This is a genomic window from Paracoccus sp. IB05, from assembly GCF_016405985.1.
In the GTDB taxonomy this organism is placed as follows: domain Bacteria; phylum Pseudomonadota; class Alphaproteobacteria; order Rhodobacterales; family Rhodobacteraceae; genus Pseudogemmobacter.
This window is the reverse complement of record NZ_JAEFCF010000041.1, coordinates 14,587-39,365: the sequence shown is the minus strand read 5'-3', so window position 1 is coordinate 39,365 and position 24,779 is coordinate 14,587. Positions and strand designations below refer to the sequence as shown.

Here is a 24,779-nt window from a genome sequence, read left to right as displayed (position 1 = left end):
AGATTTCGCCAGCGCCCGGTTGCCGAAGTCTCAATGAGCAGATCCTTCCTTGCCGCTGACAAGGCGCCAGAGCGGCGCGATCCCCCTTGTTGCCACCGGGATCAGCAGCGTGCCAAGGATCAGGCCGACCACCCCATCGAGCGCTGCCGTCACCAGCCATTCCACCAGCCCTGCCGCCTGGGAAACAGCTGATGCCGCAGAGGTCGCGATATGGTGGATGGTCTCATAGGGCCAGGCCCAGAGATGCGTCACCTCGAGCCCATGCACGACGATATTGCCCCCGACCCAGAGCATCGCGGCCGTTCCGACCACTGAAAGCACCCCAAGCAGCACCGGCATTCCCTTGACCAGCCCGCGCCCAAAGGCCCTGGTCACGCCAATCCGGCCGGTCGCCGCCATATGCAGCCCGATATCATCCATCTTCACGATCAGCGCCACCGCACCGTAAACCGCCACTGTAATCAGCGCGCCCACCACCGCAAGAACCACCGCTTTCATCCAGAAATCCGGGCTGTCGATCACCGAAAGCGCGATGGTCATGATCTCGGCCGAAAGGATGAAATCGGTCTTGATCGCCCCTGCGACCTTCGCCTCCTCAAGCTGCGTCTCATTCCCTGCCGCGTGATCCGCTTCCGCCGTATCCCCATGCGGGAACACCGCATGGAACAGCTTTTCCGCCCCCTCAAAACACAGATAGGCGCCCCCCAGCATCAGCAGCGGCGTGATCGCCACGGGCAGGAACGCCTCCAGCGCCAGCAAGACCGGCAGGAGGACCAGCAGCTTGTTGCGCATCGATCCGAGCGCGATCCGCCAGATGATCGGCAACTCGCGTTCCGGCTTGAACCCTGTCACATATTTCGGCGTCACCGCGGCATCGTCGATCACCACGCCCGCAGCCTTGGCCCCCGCCTTGGCGGCCGCCGCCGCAATATCGTCGACCGATGCGGCTGCCACTTTGGCAATCGCCGCGACATCATCCAGCAAAGCCAGCAAACCACTCATGTCTCACCCGTTTCAGCGCCTCTCTGCACAAAGACAGGGAATCACCCGGCCAAGGCAAGGGGGAGTTATGGCCGCCCTGGCCGCTTCTTGCTGCACGGGCCTGCTCCTGTTACCGCAAGCGCTAGCGCAAACAGTCGGGGTTTGCGCTAACACAATGAAAATACGTATCTTTTATGCTTTGAAAAGCCTCGGGGCAGCGCTAACCAGCCTGAGACCCGGGATAAATTCGTGCAGCGGAGACACAGGACATGACCATCACAGTCGGTATCAACGGATTTGGCCGCATCGGCCGCTGCACCCTCGCCCATATCGCGGAATCGAACCGCAATGATGTGCAGGTCGTGGCGATCAATGCGACCGGGCCCATCGAGACCAATGCGCATCTCCTGAAATACGACTCGGTCCATGGCCGCTTCCCGGGCACCGTGAAAGTCGAGGGGGGCGCGCTGGATCTCGGGCGCGGGCCGATCCGCGTGATGTCGACCTACAACCCGGAAGAGCTCGATTGGGAGGGCGTGGACGTCGTTCTGGAATGCACCGGAAATTTCAATGACCGCAGCAAGGCCGCCGTCCATCTCGGGCGCGGTGCGAAACGGGTGCTGATCTCGGCGCCGGCGAAGAATGCCGATCTGACGGTAGTTTACGGCGTCAATCACCGGTCGCTGCTCCCGGAGCATCTGGTCGTCTCGAACGGGTCCTGCACCACCAACTGTCTCGCGCCGCTGGCCAAGGTGCTGAATGACACGATCGGGATTGAATCGGGTATCATGACCACGATCCATTCCTATACCGGCGATCAGCCGACGCTGGACCGCCGTCATTCCGACCTCTACCGCGCGCGCTCGGCAGCGATGGCGATGATCCCGACCTCGACCGGCGCCGCGAAAGCGCTTGGCGAGGTCCTGCCCGAGCTGAAAGGCAAGCTCGATGGCTCGGCCATCCGGGTGCCGACCCCGAATGTCTCGGCGGTGGATCTGACCTTCATCGCCGCGAAATCGGTCACCGCAGACGAGGTGAACCAGATCGTACGCGAGGCCGCCAATGGCTATATGGGCATGGTCATGGCCTATGACCCCGAACCCAAGGTCTCGATCGATTTCAACCATACCCCGCAATCGTCGATCTTCGCACCGGATCAGACGCGAGTGGTTGGCCGTTCCGTCCGCGTTCTGGCATGGTATGACAATGAATGGGGCTTCTCCTGCCGCATGGCCGATGTGGCCGGCGCTATGGGGCGGCTCGCAGGCTGAGACCGGGCGCTCTCCCCGGCCAAACCCGGGGATTTCGCGTGACGGATCGTGTCGCTCTCTACATTGCTTTGACGCTTGCTGTGGCAATCGGGCTGGATCTGCTCCTCACTCAGGGGCAGATCCTGATGTTTCTTGCGAAAAAATTCCTCCATCTTGTCGACTGGGTTCAATTCTGGCGCTGATGCTGGCAGGATTCGATTGCATTTCCGCGCGTTCTGCGGTTGTTAGCGCTAGCAGACCGGCACTATCGCGCCGGCATGAGGGCGCTTTCAGCTTTGAAAGCGCGAAAGACACCGCAGCACCGGAGGAAGGTCATGGCTGTCAAGGTTGCAATCAATGGGTTCGGCCGTATCGGGCGCAATATCCTGCGCGCGATCATCGAATCGGGACGTACCGATATCGAAGTCGTGGCGCTGAACGATCTCGGCCCTGTCGAGACCAATGCGCATCTGCTGCGCTTCGACTCGGTCCATGGCCGCTTCCCGGCCGAAGTGACCACCGGTCCGGACTGGATCGATGTCGGGCGCGGCCCCATCCGGGTGACTGCGCTGCGCAACCCGGCCGAACTGCCCTGGTCGGATGTCGATGTCGTGCTGGAATGCACCGGCATCTTCACCTCGAAAGAGAAATGCCAGGCTCATCTGGAAAACGGATCAAAGCGCGTTCTGATTTCGGCCCCGGGCGAGAATGCCGACAAGACCATCGTTTTCGGCGTGAATGACGCTACGCTGACCGCAGAAGACCTGATCGTCTCGAACGCGAGCTGCACCACCAACTGCCTCTCGCCGGTCGCAAAAGTGCTGCATGATGCCATCGGCATCGAAAAAGGCATGATGACGACGATCCACTCCTATACCGGCGACCAGCCGACGCTGGACACGATGCATAAGGATCTCTACCGCGCCCGCGCGGCAGCGCTCTCGATGATCCCGACCTCGACCGGTGCGGCGAAGGCCGTGGGTCTGGTGCTGCCCGAGCTGAAGGGCAAGCTTGATGGCTTCGCGATCCGCGTGCCGACCCCGAATGTCTCGGTCGTGGACCTGAAATTCATCGCGAAACGCGCAACTACGGTGGAAGAGATCAATGATGCGATCATCGCGGCCGCAGACGGCCCGCTGAAAGGCATCCTTGGCTATACGAAGTACAAGAATGTGTCGTCGGATTTCAACCACGACCCGCATTCGTCGATCTTCCATATCGACCAGACCAAGGTGATGGACGGGACCATGGTTTCGGTCCTGAGCTGGTATGACAATGAATGGGGCTTCTCGAACCGGATGGCGGATACCGCCGTCGTGATGGGCAAGCTGATCTGACACAAGTCAGACATTCCCGGATTACAAAGGGTGCGGATTTTTTCAAAAAATCCGCGCCGATTTCTTTGAAGAAATCGGCTCCTTGTTCAGCCGTATTTCGCTTTCAGGGCCGTGGCGACCGGGGCCGGCACGAAGCGGCTCACATCGCCGCCCAGCCTGGCAATCTCTTTCACCAGTTTCGAGGCAATCGCTTGGCGGCGCGCATCGGCCATCAGGAAGACGGTCTCGACAGAATCGTCCAGCGCCCGGTTCATCCCGACCATCTGGAATTCATACTCGAAATCCGCCACAGCCCGGAGCCCGCGCACGATCACATTCGCGCCGACATCGCGGGCGCAGTCGATCAGCAGGTTCTCGAATGGATGCACCAGAATTTCCCCGCCGGTGATGTCAGTGATCGCGGCACATTCCGCGCGCAGCATCGCAACCCGGTCATCAAGGCTGAACAAAGGCCCCTTGTCCCGGTTGATCGCCACGCCAATCACCAGCCGGTCAACCAGCACCATCGCCCGCCGGATAATATCGGTATGCCCCAGCGTTACCGGATCAAAGGTGCCCGGATAAAGGCCGATGCGCATGGGTAAATCCTCCCTGATCCCTCCGCTGCAGGCGCACGCAACAATATTGCCTGCGCCTGCGCAAGATCAAAACCGCCGCAGCGCAGCAAAAGCCGGCGCCGCCGCACCTGCGGTCAATGGCCCATGATCATGCCTTCAAGGGCATCCTTCTCGGCGCTCAGCTCCTGCAACCGTGCCTTCACCACATCGCCCAGGGTGATGATCGCCAGCATCTCGCCATTTTCGATCACCGGCATATGGCGGAACCGGCCATCGGTCATGGTTTGCAGGATATCCATATTCAGATCGCCGCTGGTGCAGGAGACGATTTTGGCTGTCATCAGCTCGGTGACCTTTGCCGAAAGGCAGGTCACGCCGGTGCGCCCGAGCTCCCGGACGATATCGCGCTCGGAGAGAATCCCGAGGGCCGTCCTGCCGTCGGATGAGACGATGATCGCCCCGATCCGTTTCTCGGACAGCAATGCGGCAGCTTCGGCAACGGTAGCCTCAGGGGCAATCGTGATCACCCCTGCCGGTTTTGTCTTCAGGATCTGGCTGACAAGCATGGGCTGTTCCTCACTTTCCCGCGTCTGTCAGAGGAAGGGTCTTTGAGCCCAGGGATTCTGTCAAGCCCCGTGGCCGTAACCGCCGGGCGGAACAGTCTTTTCATGCCTGGCCATCTCGATCTTTGTCTCGCGCACAAGGCTTTGCGCAAAGCGGTTCAACCGCTGAACCCGCCCGTCATCGGCGTGACGGATCAGCCAGAACGACCGGGTCAGCCCTACCTTATCGGGCAGGAGCTGCCTGAGTTCAGGCGCGGCCGGCAGGGCGAAATCGTGAACAATGCCGATTCCCACCCCCTGGCGCAAAAAATTCAGCTGCACCGAGACCGAGTTAGAAGAAATCGCCACCTGGGGCGCGCCAAGCTCGGCCAGGTAGTCCAGTTCCTTGTCAAAAATCAGATCCGGGATATAGCCGACGAATCGCAGATCGCGCAGATCGGCCAGATCCTGCGGCTCGGGGTTGCGCGCGAGCCAGGCCTCGGACGCCGCCAGCACCAGTCGGTAATCGGTCAGCTTTTGTACCGTAAGCCGCCCCGTTTCAGGCCGCGAGACGCCGATCGCCATATCGGCCTCGCGTTTCGAGAGGTTGAAGACCCGTGGCAACGCCACCAGCTGCACTTCGAGCCCTGGATTCTGGTCGCAGATCCGCGCGATCACCGGCGGCAGCAGGTAATTGGCGCAGCCATCGGGGGCGCCAAGCCGGATCAGACCGGTCAGCCCCTGCCCCGGCCTGTCGCCGCTCAGCGCCTCGCCCGCCGCCAGCATCGCGGCCTCGGCGCGCTCGGCCGCCGGCAAAAGCCGCTCACCGGCCTGGCTCAGCTGATAGCCCTGGGGGCTGCGGGCAAAAAGCCGCTGGCCAAGCGCCTCTTCAAAGCGCTGCACCCGCCGCCCGACCGTCGCCGCATCGATCTTGAGCCGCTTGCCGGCGCCCGACAGGCTTTCATGCCGCGCAACTTCGAGAAATATCCTAAGATCGTCCCAATCCATGCCATCCCCGCCATCCCGCACCCTTTTGCGAAAATGCAAAACGCCTTTGGTCTATTGGCGCTTTGATCCGCGAATTCGCAAGGGTAAAAGCGGTATATGCAATTCCATATGGGAGGTTCTGCCATGGTCGCTGAAATCGGTCACTGGATCGACGGCAAGCTGGTGAAGGGCACGTCGGGCCGCTTCACCGATGTCTTCAACCCCGCCACCGGCGAAGTCCAGGCGCGGCTCGCGCTGGCCACGCCGGCTGAGCTTGACGCGGCCATCCAGTCGGCGGCTGCGGCGCAGCTGAAATGGCAGGCGGTCAACCCGCAGCGCCGCGCCCGTGTGATGATGGCCTTTGCGGCCCTGATCAACCGTGACATGGAAAAGCTCGCAGAACTGGTGTCGCGTGAGCATGGCAAGACCATTCCGGATGCGAAAGGCGATGTGCAGCGCGGTCTGGAAGTCGTCGAGGTCTGCATGGGGGCGCCTGCGCTTCTGAAAGGCGAATATACCGACAGCGCTGGCCCGGGGATCGATATTTATTCGATGCGTCAGGCGCTTGGCGTTGTGGCAGGCATCACGCCCTTCAACTTCCCCGCGATGATCCCCTTGTGGAAAATGGCCCCGGCGCTGGTTGCAGGCAATGCGATGATCCTGAAACCGTCGGAGCGCTGCCCCTCGACCGCGCTCTATCTTGCGGAACTGCTGAAAGAAGCAGGCCTGCCGGATGGCGTGTTGCAGGTGGTGAATGGTGACAAGGAAATCGTTGATGCGATCCTTGATCACGAGGTGATCCAGGCGGTCGGCTTCGTCGGCTCTACCCCGATTGCGCAATATATCTATGGCCGCGCGGCAACCAACGGGAAACGCGCGCAATGCTTTGGCGGCGCGAAGAACCATATGGTCATCATGCCCGATGCCGATCTCGACAAGGCGGCAGATGCGCTGATCGGGGCTGGTTTCGGCGCGGCGGGCGAACGCTGCATGGCGATTTCGGTCGCGGTGCCGGTGGGCAAGGAAACCGCCGATGCGCTGATCGAAAAGCTGGTGCCGCGCATCGAAAAGCTGAAAGTCGGCCCCTATACCGCCGGCAATGATGTCGATTTCGGGCCGGTCATCACGCAGGCTTCGGCGCAGCGGATCCGTGGCCTGATCGATTCCGGTGTGGAACAGGGCGCGAAACTGGTCGTCGATGGCCGCAATTTCAGCCTGCAGGGCTATGAGAACGGCTTCTTCGTCGGACCGTCGCTCTTTGACCATGCGACCCGCGATATGGAGATCTACAAGCAGGAGATCTTCGGGCCGGTGCTGACCCAGGTGCGCGCCGAGACCTATGAGGATGCGCTGCAACTGGTGATCGACAATGAATATGGCAATGGCACGGCGATCTTCACCGCCGATGGCGACACGGCGCGGGATTTCGCGAGCCGTGTCAATGTCGGCATGGTCGGCGTGAACTTCCCGATCCCGGTGCCGCTGAGCTACTACACCTTTGGCGGCTGGAAAAAGTCGTCCTTCGGTGACCTGAATCAATATGGCCCGGATGCGCTGCGCTTCTACACCAGGACGAAGACGGTGACGGCGCGCTGGTTCTCGGGGATCAAGGAAGGTGCCTCGCTGAATTTCAGGGCGATGGACTGATCAGGCTGGCGGCGGAGGTGGGGGTTTCACACCCCCACACCCCCGTGGAGTACTTCCATCAAGAGGAAAAGGGCGCCTGTTTCGGGCGCCCTTTTCTATGCGGCCTCTTTGAGACTGCAGGGCAGGAAGGGCTGTGTTCTGACATCGACCGCGCTGAAGGTGCAGAAGGAATTGGCCGGCACTTCGGTCCAGTCGCCCTCTCCGGCCTCGAGCGGCTCGGAGACCACGGCCATGCCTTTGCGGCTGTCGGACCAGCGATACCAGAGCGAGGGCGCCAGGTCGTCGCTGGCATAGCGCACCGCATAAAGCGTTTCGCCATCTGACAGTGCGGCGGTCATCCTGAGAAAGGGCGCTGCGCCTTTGCGACGGGCGAGGGAAATGAACCGGGCGCAGGCGCGTTCCAAGGCTGTGCGCGGATCGGTTTCGAGGCCTTCGGCGAGGGCGACAAGGAAGAGCGCCTCGCTGTCGGTTGCGCCCTTGCGTTGCGGGTAAAGCCCTTCAGGGATCAGCATTTCAGCATCGCGGCGAAAGGCATCATAGCCGCCGACCTGGCCGTTATGCATGAAGGTCCACCGTCCGGCGGTGAAGGGGTGGCAATTGTTGCGGCTGGTGGCGGTGCCGGTCGAGGCGCGGACATGGGCAAGGAAAAGGCCGGATTTCACCTGGGCGGTGAGGCTTTTCAGGTTCGTATCCGACCAGGCTGGCATGACATCGCGGTAAAGCCCGGGTTCAGACCGATCCCCATACCAGGCGATGCCGAAGCCGTCGGCATTGATCGCAGTGCGGCATTGGGTGGCGCCATGGCTTTGATGGATCAGCGAATGGCCGGGGCGTGAAACGATATCTTCGAGAAAAATCGGCTCGCCCGTATAGGCCGCCCAACGACACATGATCACTGACCTCTGCCCGATCGCGGGTTATTGCCCCACGCTGCCCTTTTTTGCCACAATAGCGAAAGGCCCGGGGCATGATAAGCCCCGGGCCGTTCACGAAAGATTACCAAAGGCAAAGAATTGCCTGGAAATGCGGCGGCTACTCTGCCGCTTCGACCACGACGAGATCACGGACCGCAGCACCACGGGCATGATCCAGCGCAGCCTGATATTCGGGCGAATTGTAGCAGGCGACCGCCGTTTCAAGATCGGGGAAGCGCGCCAGCACATTGCGCGCGCGGTCATTGCCTTCGAGCTGCACATAGCGCCCCCCCCTTACGAGGAAGCTGCCGCCATGTGCCTCGATGGCGGCGGTCGCGCCTTTGGCATAGCGCGCATAGGCCTCGGCATCGGTCACATGGACATGGGCGATCCAATAGGCTGCGGGCATGGCTCAGCCCCCCAGCACGGCTTCGGCCGCCTTAATAGCAGCCTCGGCGCCGGCAATGTCATTGCCGCCGGCCTGCGCCATATCCGGGCGACCACCGCCGCCTTTGCCGCCAAGCGCCGCTGCCGCCGCCTTGACGAGGTCTACCGCCGAGACCTTACCTGTCAGATCCTGGGTCACGCCCGCCGCCACCGCCGGTTTCGCGCCGGTATCGGCGATCAGCAGCACCGCGCCCGAACCGATCCGGGCTTTCATCTCGTCGATCAGCGCCGGAAGATCCCTGCCGGAAACGCCTTTCAGCACCTGAGCAATCAGCTTCACACCGTTGATTTCTTTGGCCTCAGGCCCGGCAGTGCCGCCCCCGCCCATCGCAAGCTCGCGCCGCAGGGTGGCGATTTCATTCGCAAGGTTCCGGCGCTCTTCGGCCAGCGCGCGCACCCTTTCCACCACCTCACCGAGAGGCGCTTTCAGAACCGAGGCGACCTCTGCGAGGCGCTGCTCCTGGGCGCGCAGATGTTGCAGTGCTGCTTCGCCGGTCAGCGCTTCGATCCGGCGCACGCCGGCCGAAGACGCGGAATCGCCCAGGAGCACGAAGGCGCCGATATCGCCGGTGCGTTTGACATGGGTGCCGCCGCAAAGCTCGAGACTATAGGTCGCCCCATCAGCCCCCTTGCCCGAAGCAGGAAGCTGGCCCATCGACACGACGCGGACCTCATCGCCATATTTCTCGCCAAAGAGCGCCTGGGCCCCGATGCTGCGCGCGTCATCCGGCGTCATGATCCGGGTCTCAACGGCGCTGTTCTGGCGGATATAGTCATTCACCTCGGTCTCGACCTGCGCCAGTTCGGGAGCGGTCAGTCCCTGGCCATGCGAAAAGTCAAACCGCAGCCGGTCGGGCGCATTGAGCGAGCCCTTCTGCGCCACGTGATCGCCAAGGGCCGCACGCAGCGCCTCATGCAGCAGGTGTGTTGCGGAATGGTTGGCGCGGATCGCCGAACGGCGGATATGCGAAACCTCGAGCCGCGCGGGCTGCCCCCGCGAGATGCCGCCCTCGACCACTTTGCCGATATGGATGAAGATGCCGGCGGCCTTTTTGGTATCCGTAACCTCGACCACACCGGTATCGGTGCGGATGAAGCCGGTATCGCCAACCTGACCGCCGCTTTCGGCGTAAAACGGGGTCTGGTTGACGACAACCTGCACGCTTTCACCGGTTTGCGCCGCGCCGATCTCGGCGCCATCGCGCACCAGCGCCTGAACGACAGCTTCGGCGGCCTCGGTCTCATAGCCGAGAAACTCGGTTACGCCTTTCGATTCAGCGAGTTCGAACCAGATCTTCGCATCCTTGGCCTCGCCGGTGCCGGACCAGGCGGCGCGCGCTTTCTGACGCTGTTCAGCCATGGCAGCCTCGAAACCGACGACATCGACATTGCGGCCCATCTCGCGCAGCGCGTCCTGGGTCAGGTCAAGCGGGAAGCCATAGGTGTCGTAAAGTTTAAACGCGGCGCCCCCGGGCAGATCAGTCCCTTCCGGGATACGGGCAAGTTCTTCGTCCAGCAGCTTCAGGCCGCGATCCAGCGTCTGGCCGAATTTGGTCTCTTCCAGCTTCAGCGTTTCCTCGATCAGGCTCTGGGCGCGGGTCAGTTCCGGATAGGCCGCCCCCATCTGCCGGACGAGCGCCGGCACGAGACGATGCATCACCGGATCCTTGGCGCCCAGCATATGCGCATGACGCGCCGCGCGGCGGAGGATACGGCGCAGCACATAGCCGCGACCCTCGTTCGACGGCATCACGCCATCGGCGATCAGGAAGGAAACCGAGCGCAGGTGGTCTGCAATCACCCGGTGATGTACCTTGCCGGTGCCATCGGGATCCGATGAGGTCACATGCGCCGAAGCCTCGATCAGCGAGCGCATCAGATCGGTGTCATAATTGTCGTGCTTGCCCTGCAACAGCGCGCCGATCCGTTCCAGCCCCATGCCGGTATCGATCGACTGCATGTCGAGCGGACGCATCGAACCATCCTCGAACTGCTCGTTTTGCATGAAAACGTTGTTCCAGATCTCGATGAAGCGGTCGCCATCCTCATCCGCCGAGCCGGGCGGGCCACCCCAGATCGAGGGGCCATGGTCGTAGAAAATCTCGGTGCAGGGGCCGCAGGGGCCGGTTGGCCCCATGCGCCAGAAGTTATCATCCGACGCGATACGGATGATGCGGTCATCCGACAGGCCCGAGACCTTTTTCCAGATCGCCGCCGCCTCGTCATCGGTATGGTAGATCGTGACCAGCAACTTGTCTTTCGCAAGGCCGAAATCTTTGGTCAGCAGCTCCCAGGCGAAGGCAATGGCCTGATCCTTGAAATAATCGCCAAAGGAGAAATTCCCCAGCATTTCAAAGAAGGTATGGTGGCGCGCGGTATAGCCGACATTGTCGAGATCATTGTGTTTCCCGCCGGCGCGCACACATTTCTGCGCGGTGGTGGCGCGGGTGTAATCGCGATGCTCGGTGCCGGTGAACAGGTTTTTAAACTGCACCATGCCCGAATTGGTGAACATCAGCGTCGGGTCGTTTCGCGGAACCAGCGGCGAGCTTTCCACAACGCGGTGCCCGTTCTTCTTAAAGAAGTCGAGATAGGTGGTGCGGATGTCATTCAGCGACGCCATGGCCGGGCCTCTTCATGGAGGATGATCAGTTTTCGGCCTTCCATGTAACGGCGCCTTCCCCCCCTGTCCACGGTGGGATGCATCGGGACCGAAAAAAGGCCGGACGTGAGCGGCTGCCGGTTTCGTGGACAGCAGGTTGAGCTGGCATATCGCGGGCCTCAGCCTCCATTGCGCCGGGCGCGACCGGTGCGGGTAGCGCCTGAGCGGTTTGCCGAAGCGTTCAAAGCAATCACAGACGTCGGCACGGATTCCTTTCGGATCTGACAGTGCCTGCTGGCTGTCCGGTCGGTCTTCAGCGTTGAGAAGACGCTCTCCATCGCCGGCCCCGTCATGGTCTTACGGGTCAGAGGGGCCGCTATGGCCCGATCCCGGACCTTTCGCGCGCGGCTCATCTGGCAGTGATCCCGTTCTCGCAAATCAGCCGTCGAAACTCATCGCCTGTATATAGAGCCAGCGGATTAAACTGGTTGTCGCAACATCCGGGCAGTGGGGGTGGAGATTGCGACGGGACGGCGCAGATGACGGCGAGAATTGTGCGCGCGAGGACGGCCGTCTTTCTGGCCGCGTGAGACCCCGAATGCCGGATCCGGCGGGGGCCGCCACAGACCTTTCCGGCACACAGGCTCTCGAGGCCCGGGGGAATATTGCCCTGGAATGCACGGGCGAGACCGGGGTGCGGGTATTGCCCGCAAGTCGGGGCCTTCCCCCGCCGCGATCTCGCGGGTGATCAGGCGCAGATTCGTGCGGCTTAGTGGCGATTTCGATCGCCGCGCCGTGGCATGCGGGACCGTGCAACCCGGCGCCCTGATGCCAGCAGGCTCGTGCAAAATCCTGCCTTGCATGGCGATGTGCAGGGCCGGCGCACAGGTCTGATCGCCACGCCGGCCAGCATCGCTTGCGCCGGATCTGTCCTGATATGGAAGAAGCGCCGGCCAGCTTACCGGCAAAGCCGACGCTGGTCCCGCGCGTGGCGCCCAGATCAGATTGCGCAGCGACAGAACGCAGCCTTCCCCGGGGAGCCGGCCCAGAGCACCGGCCCGGAGCACCAGCCCCGAGGCGACTTTTCAGGTGTTCGGCATTCAGGATTCGACGTTCGGGCGCGCGGTGCGCAGGGGCGTGGTGATCTGAAGCGCGGGCTTTCCGTCTGCCTGCATTCGGGCCTGGTGTCGCGCCTCGCCCGCGAGCCTGCGCGGAACAGAGGCAGGTCATTTGCCGGGGCGGCACCGATGATCGGCGATCGACCGGCGGAGGTTGACGACAGGGCAATGCCTGGCCGCCGGAGAGAAGATCGCATTCCCGGCCCCGACAGTTCAGCGATCAGAACCCTGGTCGCACGCCCCACCTGCGTTACGATGCCGCTGCACCTGCCGCAGATTGAAAATAATGGAAATGCCGGGCCGATCAGCAATGGCCCGGCTCTCGCTGGTCCCGGCATCTGCGTTTGTAACCCGCATAGCTCCTGGCTGCGAGGCAGCAGCGAGAACAACATTGGCCAGGGAAACGCAGCTAAGTCCGCATGGCGCTGACGCACTGAATGCGGCTGCCCTCGCCCTGAAGATGCTGCCACGCAAGACACCCGGCAGGCGAGCAGCGACGGAAGCGCTCGACCAGTTGCCCGGACAGGGCATGAGCGAACGTGTCGCGACGACCGGCTGACCCCGGCTTGCGATCCTTTGTCCCAATGATGCATCAGGCCTTCGGCTGCCCCGCCTCGCCAGGGCGCCGTCATCTGCGCCTCTGTGAGCCGTGACACATGCTGATCCGCCTTCATACACCAGCCTGCAGCGCGCCATGGTGAGGACAGGGATTTGGAGGAGGCTCCGAAAACAATCTGCGGGATAATCCTCCCGACGAACGGTCAGGCACGACCGCGACGCAGAGGCAGCCTTCCGCAGTCCAGATGCTGGTGAAGCCGGCCGGCCATTTCTGGTTCGGCCGGTCCGCCTGGAAATCCCGGGCGAAGCCTCGCCGGTTCACCCGAACCGGCGGCGATTCCCGGCTCGATGCCGGCAGCGACCGGGCGTTTTCCATCGTCCCCGGGCCGTCTCCGACACCTGGGCCGCGCCCGGGACGGCATTGAACCATATCTACCGTTCGATCCGGGGAAGCCCGCATCCCCCTCCTTCATCCCGGATATGCCCCCCGGTTCAGGTCCAATGGCCTGCCGTGCGACCCAGGTCTGGGAGCTGGCTCTGAAACAGATCTCACGTCCTGTGGCGCGCCGGGCGTCACGGATCTCGCGGGTGCTGAGCGGGCGGTTGAGCCAGCTGTGAAATCCGGCACAGGAGACGCCCAGGACTTCGCTGCGCCGGCTGACGGGCCGGATGTGGCGGGGCCCGGCATTGGAGCCGAACCTCATATTCTCACGGATGATCGCTCGGACCGGTGGCGCAATCAGCCTCAAATGCACATGAAAAAAGCTGTGGCCCACTTTCGAGGCATGTCATTTTTCGAGGCATGTCATTTTCAGCATGCAGCCAGACCATCGCATATCTGCCCGTATCTCTGGCGCAGACGCGCTCCGTCAGGCTGCAGCCCCCAGATACTGGTCAGATCTTCCTGCATCTTCCCGTTCCCGGACGAAGCTGCGGCTGGCCTGACTGTCAGCACTTGCATCGACTCTGGCTGCGCGGCCTGCGCCTAAGCGATATCGCCGCATATCGCCAGCCTGACGCATCGATCCTGATTTCACGCCCTAACTTCCGTTTCGTCATAACCACGCGCCGGTTTCCTGGTCACGATCTCATCCTCGTGTCCAAGAAACCGGCAGCAGCTGAGAAGCCGGGCGTCCGGCCATGTCCTTATGATCAAACCCAGGCCCTCTCTCAGGCCCGGATCAGGCATCGTCCTCGACAACGCTCTCCTCGGGGGACATGTGAAAATCGAGCCCATTGGCCGCCCGGATCTTTTCCTCAATCGCATGGGCGGTGGCCGGGTTGTTCTTCAGGAAGGTTTTGGCGTTTTCACGCCCCTGGCCGATCCGCTCATCGCCGTAAGAATACCAGGCGCCCGACTTCTCGACCACGCCGGCCTTGACGCCGATATCCACCAGCTCACCGGTTTTCGAGATCCCCTCACCATACATGATGTCGAATTCGACCTGCTTGAACGGCGGCGCCACCTTGTTCTTGACCACTTTCACGCGGGTCGAGTTGCCGACCACCTCTTCGCGGTCCTTGATCGCGCCGATGCGGCGGATGTCGAGCCGGACAGAGGCGTAGAATTTCAGCGCATTGCCGCCGGTGGTGGTCTCGGGCGAGCCGAACATCACGCCGATCTTCATGCGGATCTGGTTGATGAAGATCACCATGCAATTCGATTTGCCGATCGAGGCGGTGAGTTTGCGCATCGCCTGGCTCATCAGACGGGCCTGGGCGCCGACCGTCGCGTCGCCCATATCGCCCTCAAGTTCCGCCTTCGGCGTCAGCGCGGCGACCGAGTCCACGACAATCATCGAGACCGCGCCGGATCGCACCAGCGTGTCAACGATTTCAAGCGCCTGTTCGCCGGTATCGGGCTGCGAGATCAGGAGTTCATCAAGATTGACGCCGAGCTTTTTGGCATAGCTCGGGTCCAGCGCATGCTCTGCATCCACAAAGGCACAGACGCCGCCCTTCTTCTGTTCTTCCGCAACCGCATGCAGGGTCAGCGTGGTCTTGCCCGAGCTTTCCGGCCCGTAGATCTCGACAATCCGCCCTTTCGGCAGCCCACCGATCCCAAGCGCGATATCCAGCCCCAGCGAGCCGGTCGAGGTCGCCTCGATCTCCATCGCCGGGCTGTCCGCGCCGAGCTTCATGATCGAGCCCTTGCCGAATTGCCGTTCGATCTGCTGGAGGGCGCTTTCCAGCGCCTTTTGCTTATCCATGTCTTTCTTGCTCCCGAAGTCCAGCAGACTGGCTGTCGCCATGGCTCTTTTCCTTTATTTCACAGCCGCGCCGGAGCGGCAATCCCGAGGCATGTTTATTATTTGTTCTTGTCGCTTATGAGAACAAACAGAGAAAATATCAACACATTTCTTTAAACGATCCTGATCGCGGAAAGCTTAATGTCCGGTTTACAACGGAAGGGGAATTTTGCCCCGCGAGGCTGTTTTCAGCGCCCCAATCCGCGCTAGAAGCGAAAAAGCCGCCAAAAACCGAAGAGGTATCCGCAGGTGCTGGTATTCTGGGACCAAAAGCTCGTTCTGCTCGCCACGCCAAAGACCGGCTCGACCTCGCTTGCGACGGCGCTCGAATCGCTTGCCTCGGTCTCGGTCCAGCGTCCGCCGGTGCTGAAACACACCACCGTCCATCGCTATCGCCGCTTTGTCGGCCCCTATCTCGAGGCCACATCAAAGACCGGCTGGACGGTTGTGGCGCTGATGCGCGAGCCGCGTGACTGGCTGAATTCCTGGTATCGGTTTCGCTCGCGCGAGGATCAGACCGATCCGGTGAAATCGACCAAAGGCATGAGCTTCGATGATTTCGTGCGCGCCTGGTGTTCCGACCCGCGCCCCGCCTTCGCCGATGTCGGCGCCCAGGAGAAATTCCTGCGCCCGCGTCAGGGTCAGGGCGTTGACCGGCTGTTCCGCTATGACGAGATTGATGTCTTCGTCGATTTTCTCGAAGACCGGCTTGGATGTGAAATCATCTTGCCACATGTGAATGTCTCTCCCCCCGGGGAAACCCATCTGACGCCGGAAACCGAAGCGCTGCTGCATCGGGTCGCCAGCGCCGATTTCGCGCTTTATGAGACGCTGAAACATCCCGAACAGGCCTGACACCTGCACCGGGCCATCGATCCGGTCCGGCCAGCGTCAATGCAGCTGGCCCTGAACCGTCGCCGTCAGATCATTGAGCGAGAACGGTTTCGGCAGGAAGACCGAGTTCGGGATCTGTGACTGATCGGCGGCGAGGTGATCTTCGGTATAGCCCGAAACGAAGACCACCCTCGCATCGGGGCGGTCCTCCAGCGCGCGTTTCACCCAGGTCGGGCCGTCAAGGCCAGGCATCACCACATCGGTCACGAAAATATCGACCACCAGCGAAGGATCCTGCAAAAGATCCAGCGCTTCTTCGGCATTGGCGGCCTCGATCACGGTATAGCCGCGCATTTTCAGCGCACGGCTGGCAAAGGCGCGCACCGCAGCCTCATCCTCGACCAGCAGCACAACACCGGCGCCGTTGCGCAGCATCAGCGGGCGCACGGGCTCCTCGGCCTGGATTTCCCCGGCGGTCTGGCCCTCGCGGACGGGGAACAGAATCTCGAATGTGGTGCCCTGATCCGGCGCGCTGTCGACAAAGACATAGCCGCCGGATTGTTTGACGATGCCGTAAACCGTCGAGAGGCCGAGCCCGGTGCCCTCGCCCGGGCGTTTGGTGGTGAAGAAGGGCTCGAAAATCTTGCCGATCCGGTCGGGCGGGATGCCGCAGCCGCTATCTGTGACCCGGATCACCGCCCAGCGACCCGCCGGAACCGTCGCGCCGTCGCGGCTGACCGGCTGCGAGAGGCTGATATCTTCGGTCTCGATCAGGATCGTGCCCTTGCCGGACATCGCATCGCGCGCATTGACGACGAGGTTCATCAGCACCTGTTCCAGCCGCCGTCTGTCGGCCCGCACCTCACCCAGACCGGGGTCGTTTTTCAGGCTCAGCGTGATGCGCTCGCCGACCAGCCGGTTCAGGAGATGCGCGACTTCACTCAGCACATCCGAGAGGTCCAGCCGCTCTGGCTTCAGCGTCTGTTTGCGCGAAAAGGCCAGCAGCTGGCTGACGAGTGCCGCGGCGCGATTGGCATTCTGGCGGATCTGTTCCAGGTCCGAGAAATCGGTGTCCTCATGGCCGTGGCGGAGCAAAAGCAGGTCGCAATGGCCCGAGATCGCAGTCAGCAAATTGTTGAAATCATGCGCAATACCGCCGGTAAGCTGGCCGATCGCCTGCATTTTCTGGCTTTGATCGAACTGCGCCTCCATTTTCTTCAGCGCCGTCACATCCGAGAGGATCGCGAGCGCCTGCGCCCTGCCCTTTTCAACGAACCGGCTCAGCTGGACCTGAACGAAATTCTCCTCGTCCCCGCCCCCCGATATGCTGCCGGAACTGCCCCGCAGCCGCAACATTTCGGCCCCGGCCGGCAGGCGCTGTTCGATCACATCGGCCAGCCAGTCATTCACAGGACGGCCGAGATCCTCGAATAAATCATGCAGGGTCATCGTCTCGACCGAGCGTTCGCCAAGGAGATCGCGCGCCGCCCGGTTCGCCAGCCGCAGCCCGCCATCAAGGCCGAATTTCATCAGCGCGACCGGCACGTTTTCAAAATCGACCTGCACCGTGTCATCTTCGCGCTGCGCGGGCGCGGGAAGCAGGAATATCTCGCGCCGGTCCCCCGGCCCGTCCAGCTCGGCCACGATGGCACGCATCGAGCCGGTGGCCGTCGCAACCTCGACCTCTTCGCCGCTGGTCACCCTGGGTTGCAGGAAGATGCGGTCCAGCCGTTTCGGGCGCTCGCCCAGCACCCGGCGCATCGCCTCGTTGGAAAACAGCACCACTCCGGCGCGGTTTGCGACCACCATCGGCAGGCTCAGCCCCTCGGCGCCGCGCCCGGCGGGACTGCGATCTTCGAATTCCTCGATCCGCCACAGGAATTTATCGCTGGCAATCCGATGGACCGAGAGCCGCAAATGCCCGCGCCGGGTCACGATATCCTCATGCACGCCGCCATGCTGGGCCGCCCGCGATTGCAGCCGGTACATGACCGCCGAAGGCGAGGCGATCTGTTCATGCAGTTGTGCCGCGAGGGTCGCCGGCGTCTGTTCGCCAAACCGCGCAATCGCGGCGCGGTTGCGAAACAGGATCTGCCCCATGATATCAGTGGAAAAACAGGGGGCTACATCCTCGCCGATCAGCAGGGATAACCGGGCATTCATCTGCTCTTCCTCGCGCCGCGCGATCCGCGCCATCGCCCAGAGCACGAAGGTCAGCAGCAAAAGCGCCAGCCCCGTCACCGCGAGCGTAAAGCGGAAGCCGCTTGCCCCCACCAGGATCGCCAGCGCCAGGCAGACGGCGGCGACCGCAACCAGCCAGCCGGCACGAACCGCAAGGCTGCGTGCGCCGTTCAGGATCCCGCCGCCTTCATACCCCGGAGTTTGCACCCATTCCTCCGCTGCCGCGCCATTCCACCTGGGCGAGCAAAGACCGGAATTCGTTAACGCCACCTTAACCTCGATGACGTGAGCGAAACTTTCCGGGCAGGATGCAGCCCTGGCACCACCTTTTAAGGCGGGCAAAAATGACCGGAGCGGCGGATCAGGCCCGCGACAACAGCGCCGAGAAGAACCCGTCACCGCCCTCAAGCGGGCCATAGCGGCGACTGGAGGCCCTGGTCCAGCCGGCATGGCGGGCCAGAAAGGCCTCGACCTGGTCCTCATTTTCCGCGCGCAGGAAAGAACAGGTCGCATAGGCGAGCCATCCGCCGCGGGCGGTCATCGCCGCCGCACGGTCAAGAATTTCCGCCTGGAGGTGGGTCAGCGCGGCGAGGCGCTCCGGCGTCAATTGCCATTTCCCTTCCGGGTCGCGCCGCCAGCTGCCCGAGCCGGAACAGGGCACATCGGTCAGCACCAGATCATAGGGCGCCGCGTCCTCGGGCCTTGCGCTGAGCCGGACCTGCAGGCCCGCACGGGCGGCACGGGTTTTCAGATCCTCCATCCGGCGCGGGCTGGCGTCATGGGCGGTCAGCGACAACCGCGCCATCGCCCCCATCGCCAGGGTTTTGCCGCCGCCGCCGGCACAAAGATCCAGAACCTTCATCCCGTCTTTCAGTGGCAGCCCCAGCACCACCGCCTGCGACGCGGCATCCTGCAATTCGACCAGCCCATCGGCAAAGACCCTGCCCGATGCGATCAGCCGCTGGCCGGAGCGCGCCTCCAATGCGGTTGCGGCAAGCGGATGCGGCACGGTCTCGATCCCTTCCGCCGCAAGCGCCGCGATGGCGGCCTCGCGGCTGATCCGGGCGGTGTTAACGCGCAGGATCACCGGGGCACGCAACCGCATCGCCGCCATGACCGGCACGAAATCGGCCCCGAGCGCCTCGCGCAACGGGGGCTCAAGCCAGTCGGGAATGTCGAAGGCCTCGGCCCCTTCGGCGGAACGCGGCGTCTCGGACTCGCTCAGAGGCGCCGGCGCGTGGTCCGAGCCGTCAAACCAGAGCCCGATATCTTCGCCCCTGAGCCGTAAAACGCCCAGAACCAGCGCCCGGCCCATACCGCCCCCCATACCGCCCCCCGTTCCAGCCATCGCCAGCGCCGAACGCCGCTGGCGCAGCGCATCGAAGACAAGATCACGCACTGCCGCGCGGTCTTTCGACCCGGCAAAGCGCGAGGCCCTGCCCCAGGCGAGCAGTGCTTTTTCAGCCGGGGCTCCGGCCAGGATCTGATCAAGGATCTCGATTGCTGCGGCGGCGCGGCCCGGGGAACGCATGTCGGTTTCCTTCCTGTGAACGGAGGGCAATGTGACGGGGATCACATCATAAGTCTGGCCTGGCCCTGATCGGATGAAACCGCGCTTAAGGCAAGACCATCGCCTTAAATGGATCGCCCTGCCGCGCGACAGCCTTGATGCGGCGGGGCGTTATGGTCAGATCCGATGCCGGTTCAGGCCTGCCCAGCCAGGCATCAAACGCCGCCTTTGGCCTGCCGCCGCTGCCTCTGATCCGGATAGTGCCGCCGCTGTTGATCATGCCGATAGCGATTAAGACGATGGCGCTGTAACGCAGATTCACCCCGAGCCCGGGCCATGTTTGCAGTTTCGCCAGCGCCGCTCCTCTCGCTTCAGGCTTGCTTCTCGCAGGTGGATCTGGGGGCCAATTTCCCAAAAATGATAAAATAATTATTAACATTCAATAATTTGTTAAAATACCCCAAGGCGCCTGGAGGCTGACCTGATCCACGGATGTGAAAAAGGCGGCCCCGCGGGACCGCCTTTGCCATTTGTCTGCATCCGGCTCAGCCGACGCGGTAATTCGGGCTTTCGCGGGTGATCTGCACATCATGGACATGGCTTTCTTTAAGCCCTGCCCCGGTGATACGGACAAATTCGCAGCCATTGCGCATATCGGCCACCGTGGCATTGCCGGTATAGCCCATCGCAGCGCGCAGCCCCCCCACCATCTGATGCAGCACCGTTGCAACCGGGCCCTTATAGGGCACCTGGCCTTCGATCCCTTCCGGCACCAGCTTGTCCGAGGCCGCATCCTTCTGGAAATAACGATCCGCCGAGCCGCGCGCCATGGCGCCAAGGCTGCCCATACCGCGATAGCTTTTATATGAGCGACCGTTCCACAGGATCACCTCGCCGGGGCTCTCGTCGGTGCCGGCAATGGCCGATCCGACCATGGCGCAGCTGGCGCCCGCCGCGATGGCTTTCGCGAAATCGCCCGAGAATTTGATGCCACCATCGGCGATCACCGGCACGTCTCCGGCAGCGGCTGCCGATTCCATGATTGCGGTCAGTTGCGGCACGCCCACACCCGCGACGATCCGCGTGGTGCAGATCGAGCCCGGGCCGATCCCCACCTTGACTGCATCCGCGCCCGCCCTGATCAGCGCGGCAGTCGCCTTGCCGGTCGCCACATTGCCCGCGACCACCTGGACCGCGTTCGAGAAGTTCTTGATCCGCTCCACCGCCATCGCGACGCCTTCCGAATGGCCATGCGCGGTGTCGATCACCACCATATCCACCCCGGCCTCGATCAGCGCCTTTGACCGCTCGAACCCCTCATTGCCCACGGTCGAGGCCGCAGCGACCCGAAGCCGCCCCAGCTCATCCTTGCAGGCCTGCGGGTTCAGGACCGATTGCTCGGTGTCTTTCAGGGTCAGAAGGCCGGTCAGCTTACCGGTGCCATCGGTGACCATCAGTTTCTCGATGCGGCGTGCCTTCATCAGGCTGATCGCCGCGTCGCGATCGACCGGCTCGTGCAGCAGCGCGAGATTGTCCGACGACATCATCACCGAGACCGGCGTTTTGTCATCCGAGGCAAAGCGCATATCGCGATTGGTCACAATGCCAACGACGCGGTTATCGCCGTCCACCACCGGGAAGCCGGTGATATTGTAGCGCTCCATCAGCTCTTTGGCGTCTGCCAGCGTCTGATCGGCGCGCAGCGTGATCGGCGCATAGACCACGCCGGATTCGAACCGCTTCACCCGGCGCACTTCACGGGCCTGGGTCTCGATATCGAGATTGCGGTGGATCACCCCGATGCCACCGGACTGGGCCATGGCAATCGCCATCCGCCCCTCGGTCACCGTATCCATCGCGCTGGACAGAAGCGGGATGTTCATCCGGATGGATTTTGTCACAAAGGTCGAGGTATCTGCCGTGTTTGGCAGAACCGAGCTTGCTGCGGGAACAAGCAGGACATCGTCGAAGGTGAGAGCCTCGCGAATCTCCATAGGAATCTCCTCAGGGATCGTCGTTTGGCGGTTCCCCTTTTCACTTCCCCGCCGGTTGCGCAAGGGGGTCTGCCCGGCTTTTGTGAAACAGATCCGTGAAATACGTCTTTCACCCGCTTTGCCCCCTTGCCTGTTCGCGGGTGCCCTGACGATATGGCAGGAATAATTCTTTCCCAGGGACCGGCCCATGCGCGTCACTATCGTCGAAAACACCCCCAGCACCCAGCACGGCCAGGTCGGCATCGCGCTGCATGAGGCGGGTGCCGCGATCAACCTGATCAAGCCGCGCAATGGCGAGGCTCTGCCGCTTTCGCCCGATACCGATGCGCTGGTGGTGTTTGGCGGCGAACAATATGCCGATGATGTCGAGACGCATCCCTATCTCGACCCGCTGGCCGATCTGATGCGCGCCTATAGCCTGGCCGACAAGCCGGTTCTGGGGATCTGCCTCGGCTCGCAGATCCTTGCACGCGCCTTTGGCGGGCAGAATCTGCGCGGCGTCGCGGTCGAGGCCGGCTGGTGCGAGGTCATGCCCTTGCCCGAGGCGGCGGAGGACGCGGTGATGCAGGCAGCGGCCACGCCATTCCGCATCTATCAGATGCATACCGACACCTTTACCCTGCCCGAAAATGCGGTGCGTCTGGCCAGTTCTCCGGTCGCTGAGAACCAGTGTTTCCGGATCGGGCGCGCCACTTACGGCATGCAGTTCCATTTCGAAGCGAACCGCAATGTCGCCGCCGCCTGGAACCGCGAATTCCCCGATGTGATCGAAGCCACCCGTAAGGGATGGGTGAAGGACATGCCGGCCGAGGCCGAAAAATGGGGCGCGGCTGCCGATGAAACCGGCCTCGCCCTGGCCCGCGCCTGGGTCGCCCTGATCTGAGCGGTCAGGCCTCGCCGGTATTGGTCATATCGGCGAGCCTTCCCTTTGGCCAAAGCCTGAAAATCCGCCAGCAAACCACTGCTGCAAATACAGAAACGGCCAGCAAGACGGCAGCGGATGTCCCTGTGGCACCGCCCTGTGCCAGGCTGTCTGCCACCAGAACGATTGGCCAGATCGCACTGCCCCAAATCGGCGTGAACCCCGCCCGTGACAGCCAGCCGACGGCTGCGACCATCACGAACAGCATGAGAAGAGCGGTCAGTCCCAGAACCGCAGCCAGGGTTTCCTGACCAAAGTCCAGCGCCACAATGGCACAGAGCGCAACCGGCGCCAGATGCAGCACCAGCATCGGGCGCAGAGGTGCCGGGGTCTGCTCGCGCAGCAGCGCGACCAGCCCTGCCAGCAAGGCAAGGCTCGCCGGCACCAGGCAAAGCGCGCTCAGACCAAGCGCTGCGCCGGTCCAGCCTTGCCCAATCAGTGCAGGCACCGCCACCAATGGCCCGGCACAGATCAACTGCATCCCCGGATCTTGCCAGGCCCAGGAATGAGGCCTGGCTTCGCGCCGGTTGCGCCAGGCCAGGGTGAAAAAGACCAGCGCCAGACCCAGATGCGCCACCAGCGCGACCAGGGTCAGCCCCAATGAGATCGCAGGCCAGAGAGGCCGGATCAGCTGGCCCGCAATCATCCCAGAAATCATCGCCGAAAACAGCCCGTTGCGGGAAACGATAACCCGAAAATCATCTGTAATTACAGAAGGTAGCTGAACGATCCTCACAGTCAGCGCGAAGGTACAGAACAGCCAGAATGCCAGTAAGATCCCCGCCGCCATATCAGCCGCCGCCACCGGCAGATCGGTGGCAATCAGCACCTCGCGCAGAACCAGAGGCACCGACATCAGCCCGGCCAGCGCGGTAAAAATCACCGGCGGCGTCCGGGCAAAAAGCCGGGTCTGGCGCGGCGGAAATTCCGGCGCCGGAAAGCGTTTGGGGCGAAACCCTGCGGGATCCTGGGACATGGTCACCTCCTCGGCGCAGCAAAGCCGGGAATTGCGGTCGCCTCAAGGCGATCTGATGTCGCGGGTGGGCTTGCCATTCCGCAACGTCAGCACCAATGTCGCGCGAAACGGGGAGAGACCTTATGACTTCGAACACCACAAAGCCCGCCCGGCTGAACCTGCCCTTCGTGGGAATTTCCACTTTCGGCAAAAACGCTTACCAGCCGGACTGGGACAAGATTGACGCCGATGTGGCGGTGATGGGCGCACCTTTCGACTTCGGCACCCAGTTCCGCGCCGGCGCCCGTTTCGGACCGCGCGCGATCCGCGAAGCCTCGACGCTGTTTTCCTTCGGGCTGGGCGGCGCCTATGATCACGAGGATGACGCGACCTATCTGGCCGAGGATGTGCGGATCGTCGATATCGGCGATGCGGATATCGTCCATACCGATACCGAAACCAGCCACGCCAATATCGAGGCGGGCGTGCGCGCCATGCTTGATGCCGGCGCCCTGCCGGTGGTGCTGGGCGGCGATCATTCGATCAATATCCCCTGTATCCGCGCCTTTGAGGGCCGTGGCCCGATTCATATCCTGCAAATCGATGCCCATCTCGATTTCGTCGATATCCGGCATGGCGTGCGTCACGGCCATGGCAACCCGATGCGCCGCGCCGCCGAAAAGGACTATGTCACCGGCATCACCGCGCTCGGGATCCGCAATGTGTCTTCGACCGCGAAAGACGGCTATGACGCAGCGCGCAAGATGGGCGATGACATCATCTCGGTGCGCCAGGCCCGCAAACTGGGCACCGAGGGTGTTCTGGCCCGCATCCCGGCAGATGCCCGCGTCTATGTGACGATCGACATTGACGGCTTCTGCCCCTCGATCGCCCCGGGCACCGGCACGCCCTCGCATGGCGGCTTCCTCTATTATGAAGTGCTCGAGGTGCTGCAGGCCGTCGCCAACCGCCATGAGGTGGTCGGCATGGACCTGGTCGAGGTGGCGCCGGATTATGATCACTCCGGCTCGACGCAGATCCTTGCCGCCCAGGTGCTGCTGAATTTCCTCGGTTTCATCCTCCATGCGCGCGGGAAACGCGGCTGAGGCTTGCCGTGACCGGGTCTGACCCGGTATCAATCGGCAAATGATAGCGATAACGGCAGCGGGAATACCCCGCTGCCCGGCCTTGTGA

At 62.7% G+C, this 24,779-nt stretch carries 20 protein-coding genes; 7 read left to right on the top strand and 13 right to left on the bottom strand.

Annotated elements, in window-relative coordinates; genetic code table 11:
* Positions 1–30 precede the first annotated feature (30 nt).
* Complete coding sequence (locus JC607_RS20800) at positions 31–1,002, bottom strand: DUF808 domain-containing protein (protein WP_198838740.1); 972 nt, start codon at positions 1,000–1,002, stop codon at positions 31–33.
* A gap of 248 nt (positions 1,003–1,250) precedes the next feature.
* On the opposite strand from JC607_RS20800, the gene gap (JC607_RS20795) reads away from it, so the two are divergent.
* The 3 genes from gap (JC607_RS20795) to gap (JC607_RS20785) all read left to right on the top strand — a co-directional run bounded on the left by gap (JC607_RS20795) (position 1,251) and on the right by gap (JC607_RS20785) (position 3,568).
* Positions 1,251–2,252, top strand: a complete 1,002-nt coding sequence (gene gap, locus JC607_RS20795; protein ID WP_198838739.1) for a type I glyceraldehyde-3-phosphate dehydrogenase — start codon at positions 1,251–1,253, stop codon at positions 2,250–2,252.
* A gap of 38 nt (positions 2,253–2,290) precedes the next feature.
* Positions 2,291–2,434: a hypothetical protein gene (locus JC607_RS20790; RefSeq protein WP_092897589.1), complete on the top strand. Its 144-nt coding sequence runs from the start codon at positions 2,291–2,293 to the stop codon at positions 2,432–2,434.
* A 132-nt stretch (positions 2,435–2,566) separates the two neighbouring features.
* Positions 2,567–3,568: a type I glyceraldehyde-3-phosphate dehydrogenase gene (gene gap / locus JC607_RS20785; protein WP_198838738.1), complete on the top strand. Its 1,002-nt coding sequence runs from the start codon at positions 2,567–2,569 to the stop codon at positions 3,566–3,568.
* 86 nt (positions 3,569–3,654) lie between these two features.
* Here the strand turns inward: gap (JC607_RS20785) and coaD are convergent, their stop codons facing one another.
* The 3 genes from coaD to JC607_RS20770 all read right to left on the bottom strand — a co-directional run bounded on the left by coaD (position 3,655) and on the right by JC607_RS20770 (position 5,675).
* Entirely contained in the window at positions 3,655–4,146 is a 492-nt protein-coding gene (gene coaD / locus JC607_RS20780; protein ID WP_198838737.1) for a pantetheine-phosphate adenylyltransferase, read from the bottom strand.
* Between the two features lie 113 nt (positions 4,147–4,259).
* Positions 4,260–4,691 (bottom strand): CBS domain-containing protein, encoded by a 432-nt coding sequence (locus tag JC607_RS20775; protein WP_198838736.1) that lies wholly within the window; start codon positions 4,689–4,691, stop codon positions 4,260–4,262.
* A gap of 60 nt (positions 4,692–4,751) precedes the next feature.
* The gene (locus JC607_RS20770) at positions 4,752–5,675 is read right to left on the bottom strand and encodes a LysR family transcriptional regulator (protein ID WP_198838735.1); all 924 of its coding nucleotides are present in this window, start codon (positions 5,673–5,675) and stop codon (positions 4,752–4,754) included.
* A gap of 123 nt (positions 5,676–5,798) precedes the next feature.
* On the opposite strand from JC607_RS20770, the gene JC607_RS20765 reads away from it, so the two are divergent.
* Positions 5,799–7,301 (top strand): CoA-acylating methylmalonate-semialdehyde dehydrogenase, encoded by a 1,503-nt coding sequence (locus tag JC607_RS20765; protein ID WP_198838734.1) that lies wholly within the window; start codon positions 5,799–5,801, stop codon positions 7,299–7,301.
* Between the two features lie 95 nt (positions 7,302–7,396).
* Here JC607_RS20765 and JC607_RS20760 read toward each other — a convergent pair whose 3' ends face one another.
* From JC607_RS20760 to recA, 4 genes are all read right to left on the bottom strand, one after another.
* Entirely contained in the window at positions 7,397–8,191 is a 795-nt protein-coding gene (locus tag JC607_RS20760; RefSeq protein ID WP_198838733.1) for a class II glutamine amidotransferase, read from the bottom strand.
* 142 nt (positions 8,192–8,333) lie between these two features.
* Positions 8,334–8,624, bottom strand: coding sequence for a DUF1330 domain-containing protein (locus tag JC607_RS20755; RefSeq protein ID WP_198838732.1), 291 nt, complete (start codon positions 8,622–8,624; stop codon positions 8,334–8,336).
* 3 nt (positions 8,625–8,627) lie between these two features.
* On the bottom strand, positions 8,628–11,285 hold the full coding sequence (gene alaS, locus JC607_RS20750) for an alanine--tRNA ligase (protein ID WP_198838731.1): 2,658 nt from the start codon (positions 11,283–11,285) through the stop codon (positions 8,628–8,630).
* Between the two features lie 2,836 nt (positions 11,286–14,121).
* Positions 14,122–15,192, bottom strand: coding sequence for a recombinase RecA (gene recA, locus JC607_RS20745; protein WP_198838730.1), 1,071 nt, complete (start codon positions 15,190–15,192; stop codon positions 14,122–14,124).
* A 246-nt stretch (positions 15,193–15,438) separates the two neighbouring features.
* Between recA and JC607_RS20740 the strand changes: the two genes are divergently transcribed.
* On the top strand, positions 15,439–16,044 hold the full coding sequence (locus JC607_RS20740; RefSeq protein WP_198838729.1) for a hypothetical protein: 606 nt from the start codon (positions 15,439–15,441) through the stop codon (positions 16,042–16,044).
* Between the two features lie 36 nt (positions 16,045–16,080).
* Here JC607_RS20740 and JC607_RS20735 read toward each other — a convergent pair whose 3' ends face one another.
* From JC607_RS20735 to guaB, 4 genes are all read right to left on the bottom strand, one after another.
* Complete coding sequence (locus JC607_RS20735; RefSeq protein ID WP_370584910.1) at positions 16,081–18,411, bottom strand: ATP-binding protein; 2,331 nt, start codon at positions 18,409–18,411, stop codon at positions 16,081–16,083.
* 154 nt (positions 18,412–18,565) lie between these two features.
* Positions 18,566–19,735, bottom strand: coding sequence for an RsmB/NOP family class I SAM-dependent RNA methyltransferase (locus tag JC607_RS20730; protein WP_198838727.1), 1,170 nt, complete (start codon positions 19,733–19,735; stop codon positions 18,566–18,568).
* A gap of 85 nt (positions 19,736–19,820) precedes the next feature.
* A complete protein-coding gene (locus JC607_RS20725) occupies positions 19,821–20,036 on the bottom strand; it encodes a hypothetical protein (RefSeq protein ID WP_198838726.1) in 216 nt (71 codons plus the stop codon).
* Between the two features lie 223 nt (positions 20,037–20,259).
* Positions 20,260–21,708, bottom strand: a complete 1,449-nt coding sequence (gene guaB / locus JC607_RS20720; protein ID WP_198838725.1) for an IMP dehydrogenase — start codon at positions 21,706–21,708, stop codon at positions 20,260–20,262.
* A gap of 187 nt (positions 21,709–21,895) precedes the next feature.
* Here guaB and JC607_RS20715 point away from each other — a divergent pair, with 187 nt between their 5' ends.
* Complete coding sequence (locus JC607_RS20715; protein ID WP_198838724.1) at positions 21,896–22,591, top strand: type 1 glutamine amidotransferase; 696 nt, start codon at positions 21,896–21,898, stop codon at positions 22,589–22,591.
* A 4-nt stretch (positions 22,592–22,595) separates the two neighbouring features.
* Here JC607_RS20715 and JC607_RS20710 read toward each other — a convergent pair whose 3' ends face one another.
* Positions 22,596–23,606, bottom strand: coding sequence for a hypothetical protein (locus tag JC607_RS20710; protein ID WP_198838723.1), 1,011 nt, complete (start codon positions 23,604–23,606; stop codon positions 22,596–22,598).
* A gap of 122 nt (positions 23,607–23,728) precedes the next feature.
* Between JC607_RS20710 and speB the strand changes: the two genes are divergently transcribed.
* On the top strand, positions 23,729–24,691 hold the full coding sequence (gene speB / locus JC607_RS20705; protein WP_198838722.1) for an agmatinase: 963 nt from the start codon (positions 23,729–23,731) through the stop codon (positions 24,689–24,691).
* The last annotated feature ends 88 nt before the right edge of the window (positions 24,692–24,779 follow it).

Coding starts and splice junctions, on each gene's coding strand:
- JC607_RS20800 (WP_198838740.1), bottom strand. CDS start 1,002: ATGAGTGGTTTGCTGGCTTTGCTGGATGATGTCGCGGCGATTGCCAAA.
- gap (WP_198838739.1), top strand. CDS start 1,251: ATGACCATCACAGTCGGTATCAACGGATTTGGCCGCATCGGCCGCTGC.
- gap (WP_198838738.1), top strand. CDS start 2,567: ATGGCTGTCAAGGTTGCAATCAATGGGTTCGGCCGTATCGGGCGCAAT.
- coaD (WP_198838737.1), bottom strand. CDS start 4,146: ATGCGCATCGGCCTTTATCCGGGCACCTTTGATCCGGTAACGCTGGGG.
- JC607_RS20775 (WP_198838736.1), bottom strand. CDS start 4,691: ATGCTTGTCAGCCAGATCCTGAAGACAAAACCGGCAGGGGTGATCACG.
- JC607_RS20770 (WP_198838735.1), bottom strand. CDS start 5,675: ATGGATTGGGACGATCTTAGGATATTTCTCGAAGTTGCGCGGCATGAA.
- JC607_RS20765 (WP_198838734.1), top strand. CDS start 5,799: ATGGTCGCTGAAATCGGTCACTGGATCGACGGCAAGCTGGTGAAGGGC.
- JC607_RS20760 (WP_198838733.1), bottom strand. CDS start 8,191: ATGTGTCGTTGGGCGGCCTATACGGGCGAGCCGATTTTTCTCGAAGAT.
- JC607_RS20755 (WP_198838732.1), bottom strand. CDS start 8,624: ATGCCCGCAGCCTATTGGATCGCCCATGTCCATGTGACCGATGCCGAG.
- alaS (WP_198838731.1), bottom strand. CDS start 11,285: ATGGCGTCGCTGAATGACATCCGCACCACCTATCTCGACTTCTTTAAG.
- recA (WP_198838730.1), bottom strand. CDS start 15,192: ATGGCGACAGCCAGTCTGCTGGACTTCGGGAGCAAGAAAGACATGGAT.
- JC607_RS20730 (WP_198838727.1), bottom strand. CDS start 19,735: ATGCGTTCCCCGGGCCGCGCCGCCGCAGCAATCGAGATCCTTGATCAG.
- guaB (WP_198838725.1), bottom strand. CDS start 21,708: ATGGAGATTCGCGAGGCTCTCACCTTCGACGATGTCCTGCTTGTTCCC.
- JC607_RS20715 (WP_198838724.1), top strand. CDS start 21,896: ATGCGCGTCACTATCGTCGAAAACACCCCCAGCACCCAGCACGGCCAG.
- JC607_RS20710 (WP_198838723.1), bottom strand. CDS start 23,606: ATGTCCCAGGATCCCGCAGGGTTTCGCCCCAAACGCTTTCCGGCGCCG.
- speB (WP_198838722.1), top strand. CDS start 23,729: ATGACTTCGAACACCACAAAGCCCGCCCGGCTGAACCTGCCCTTCGTG.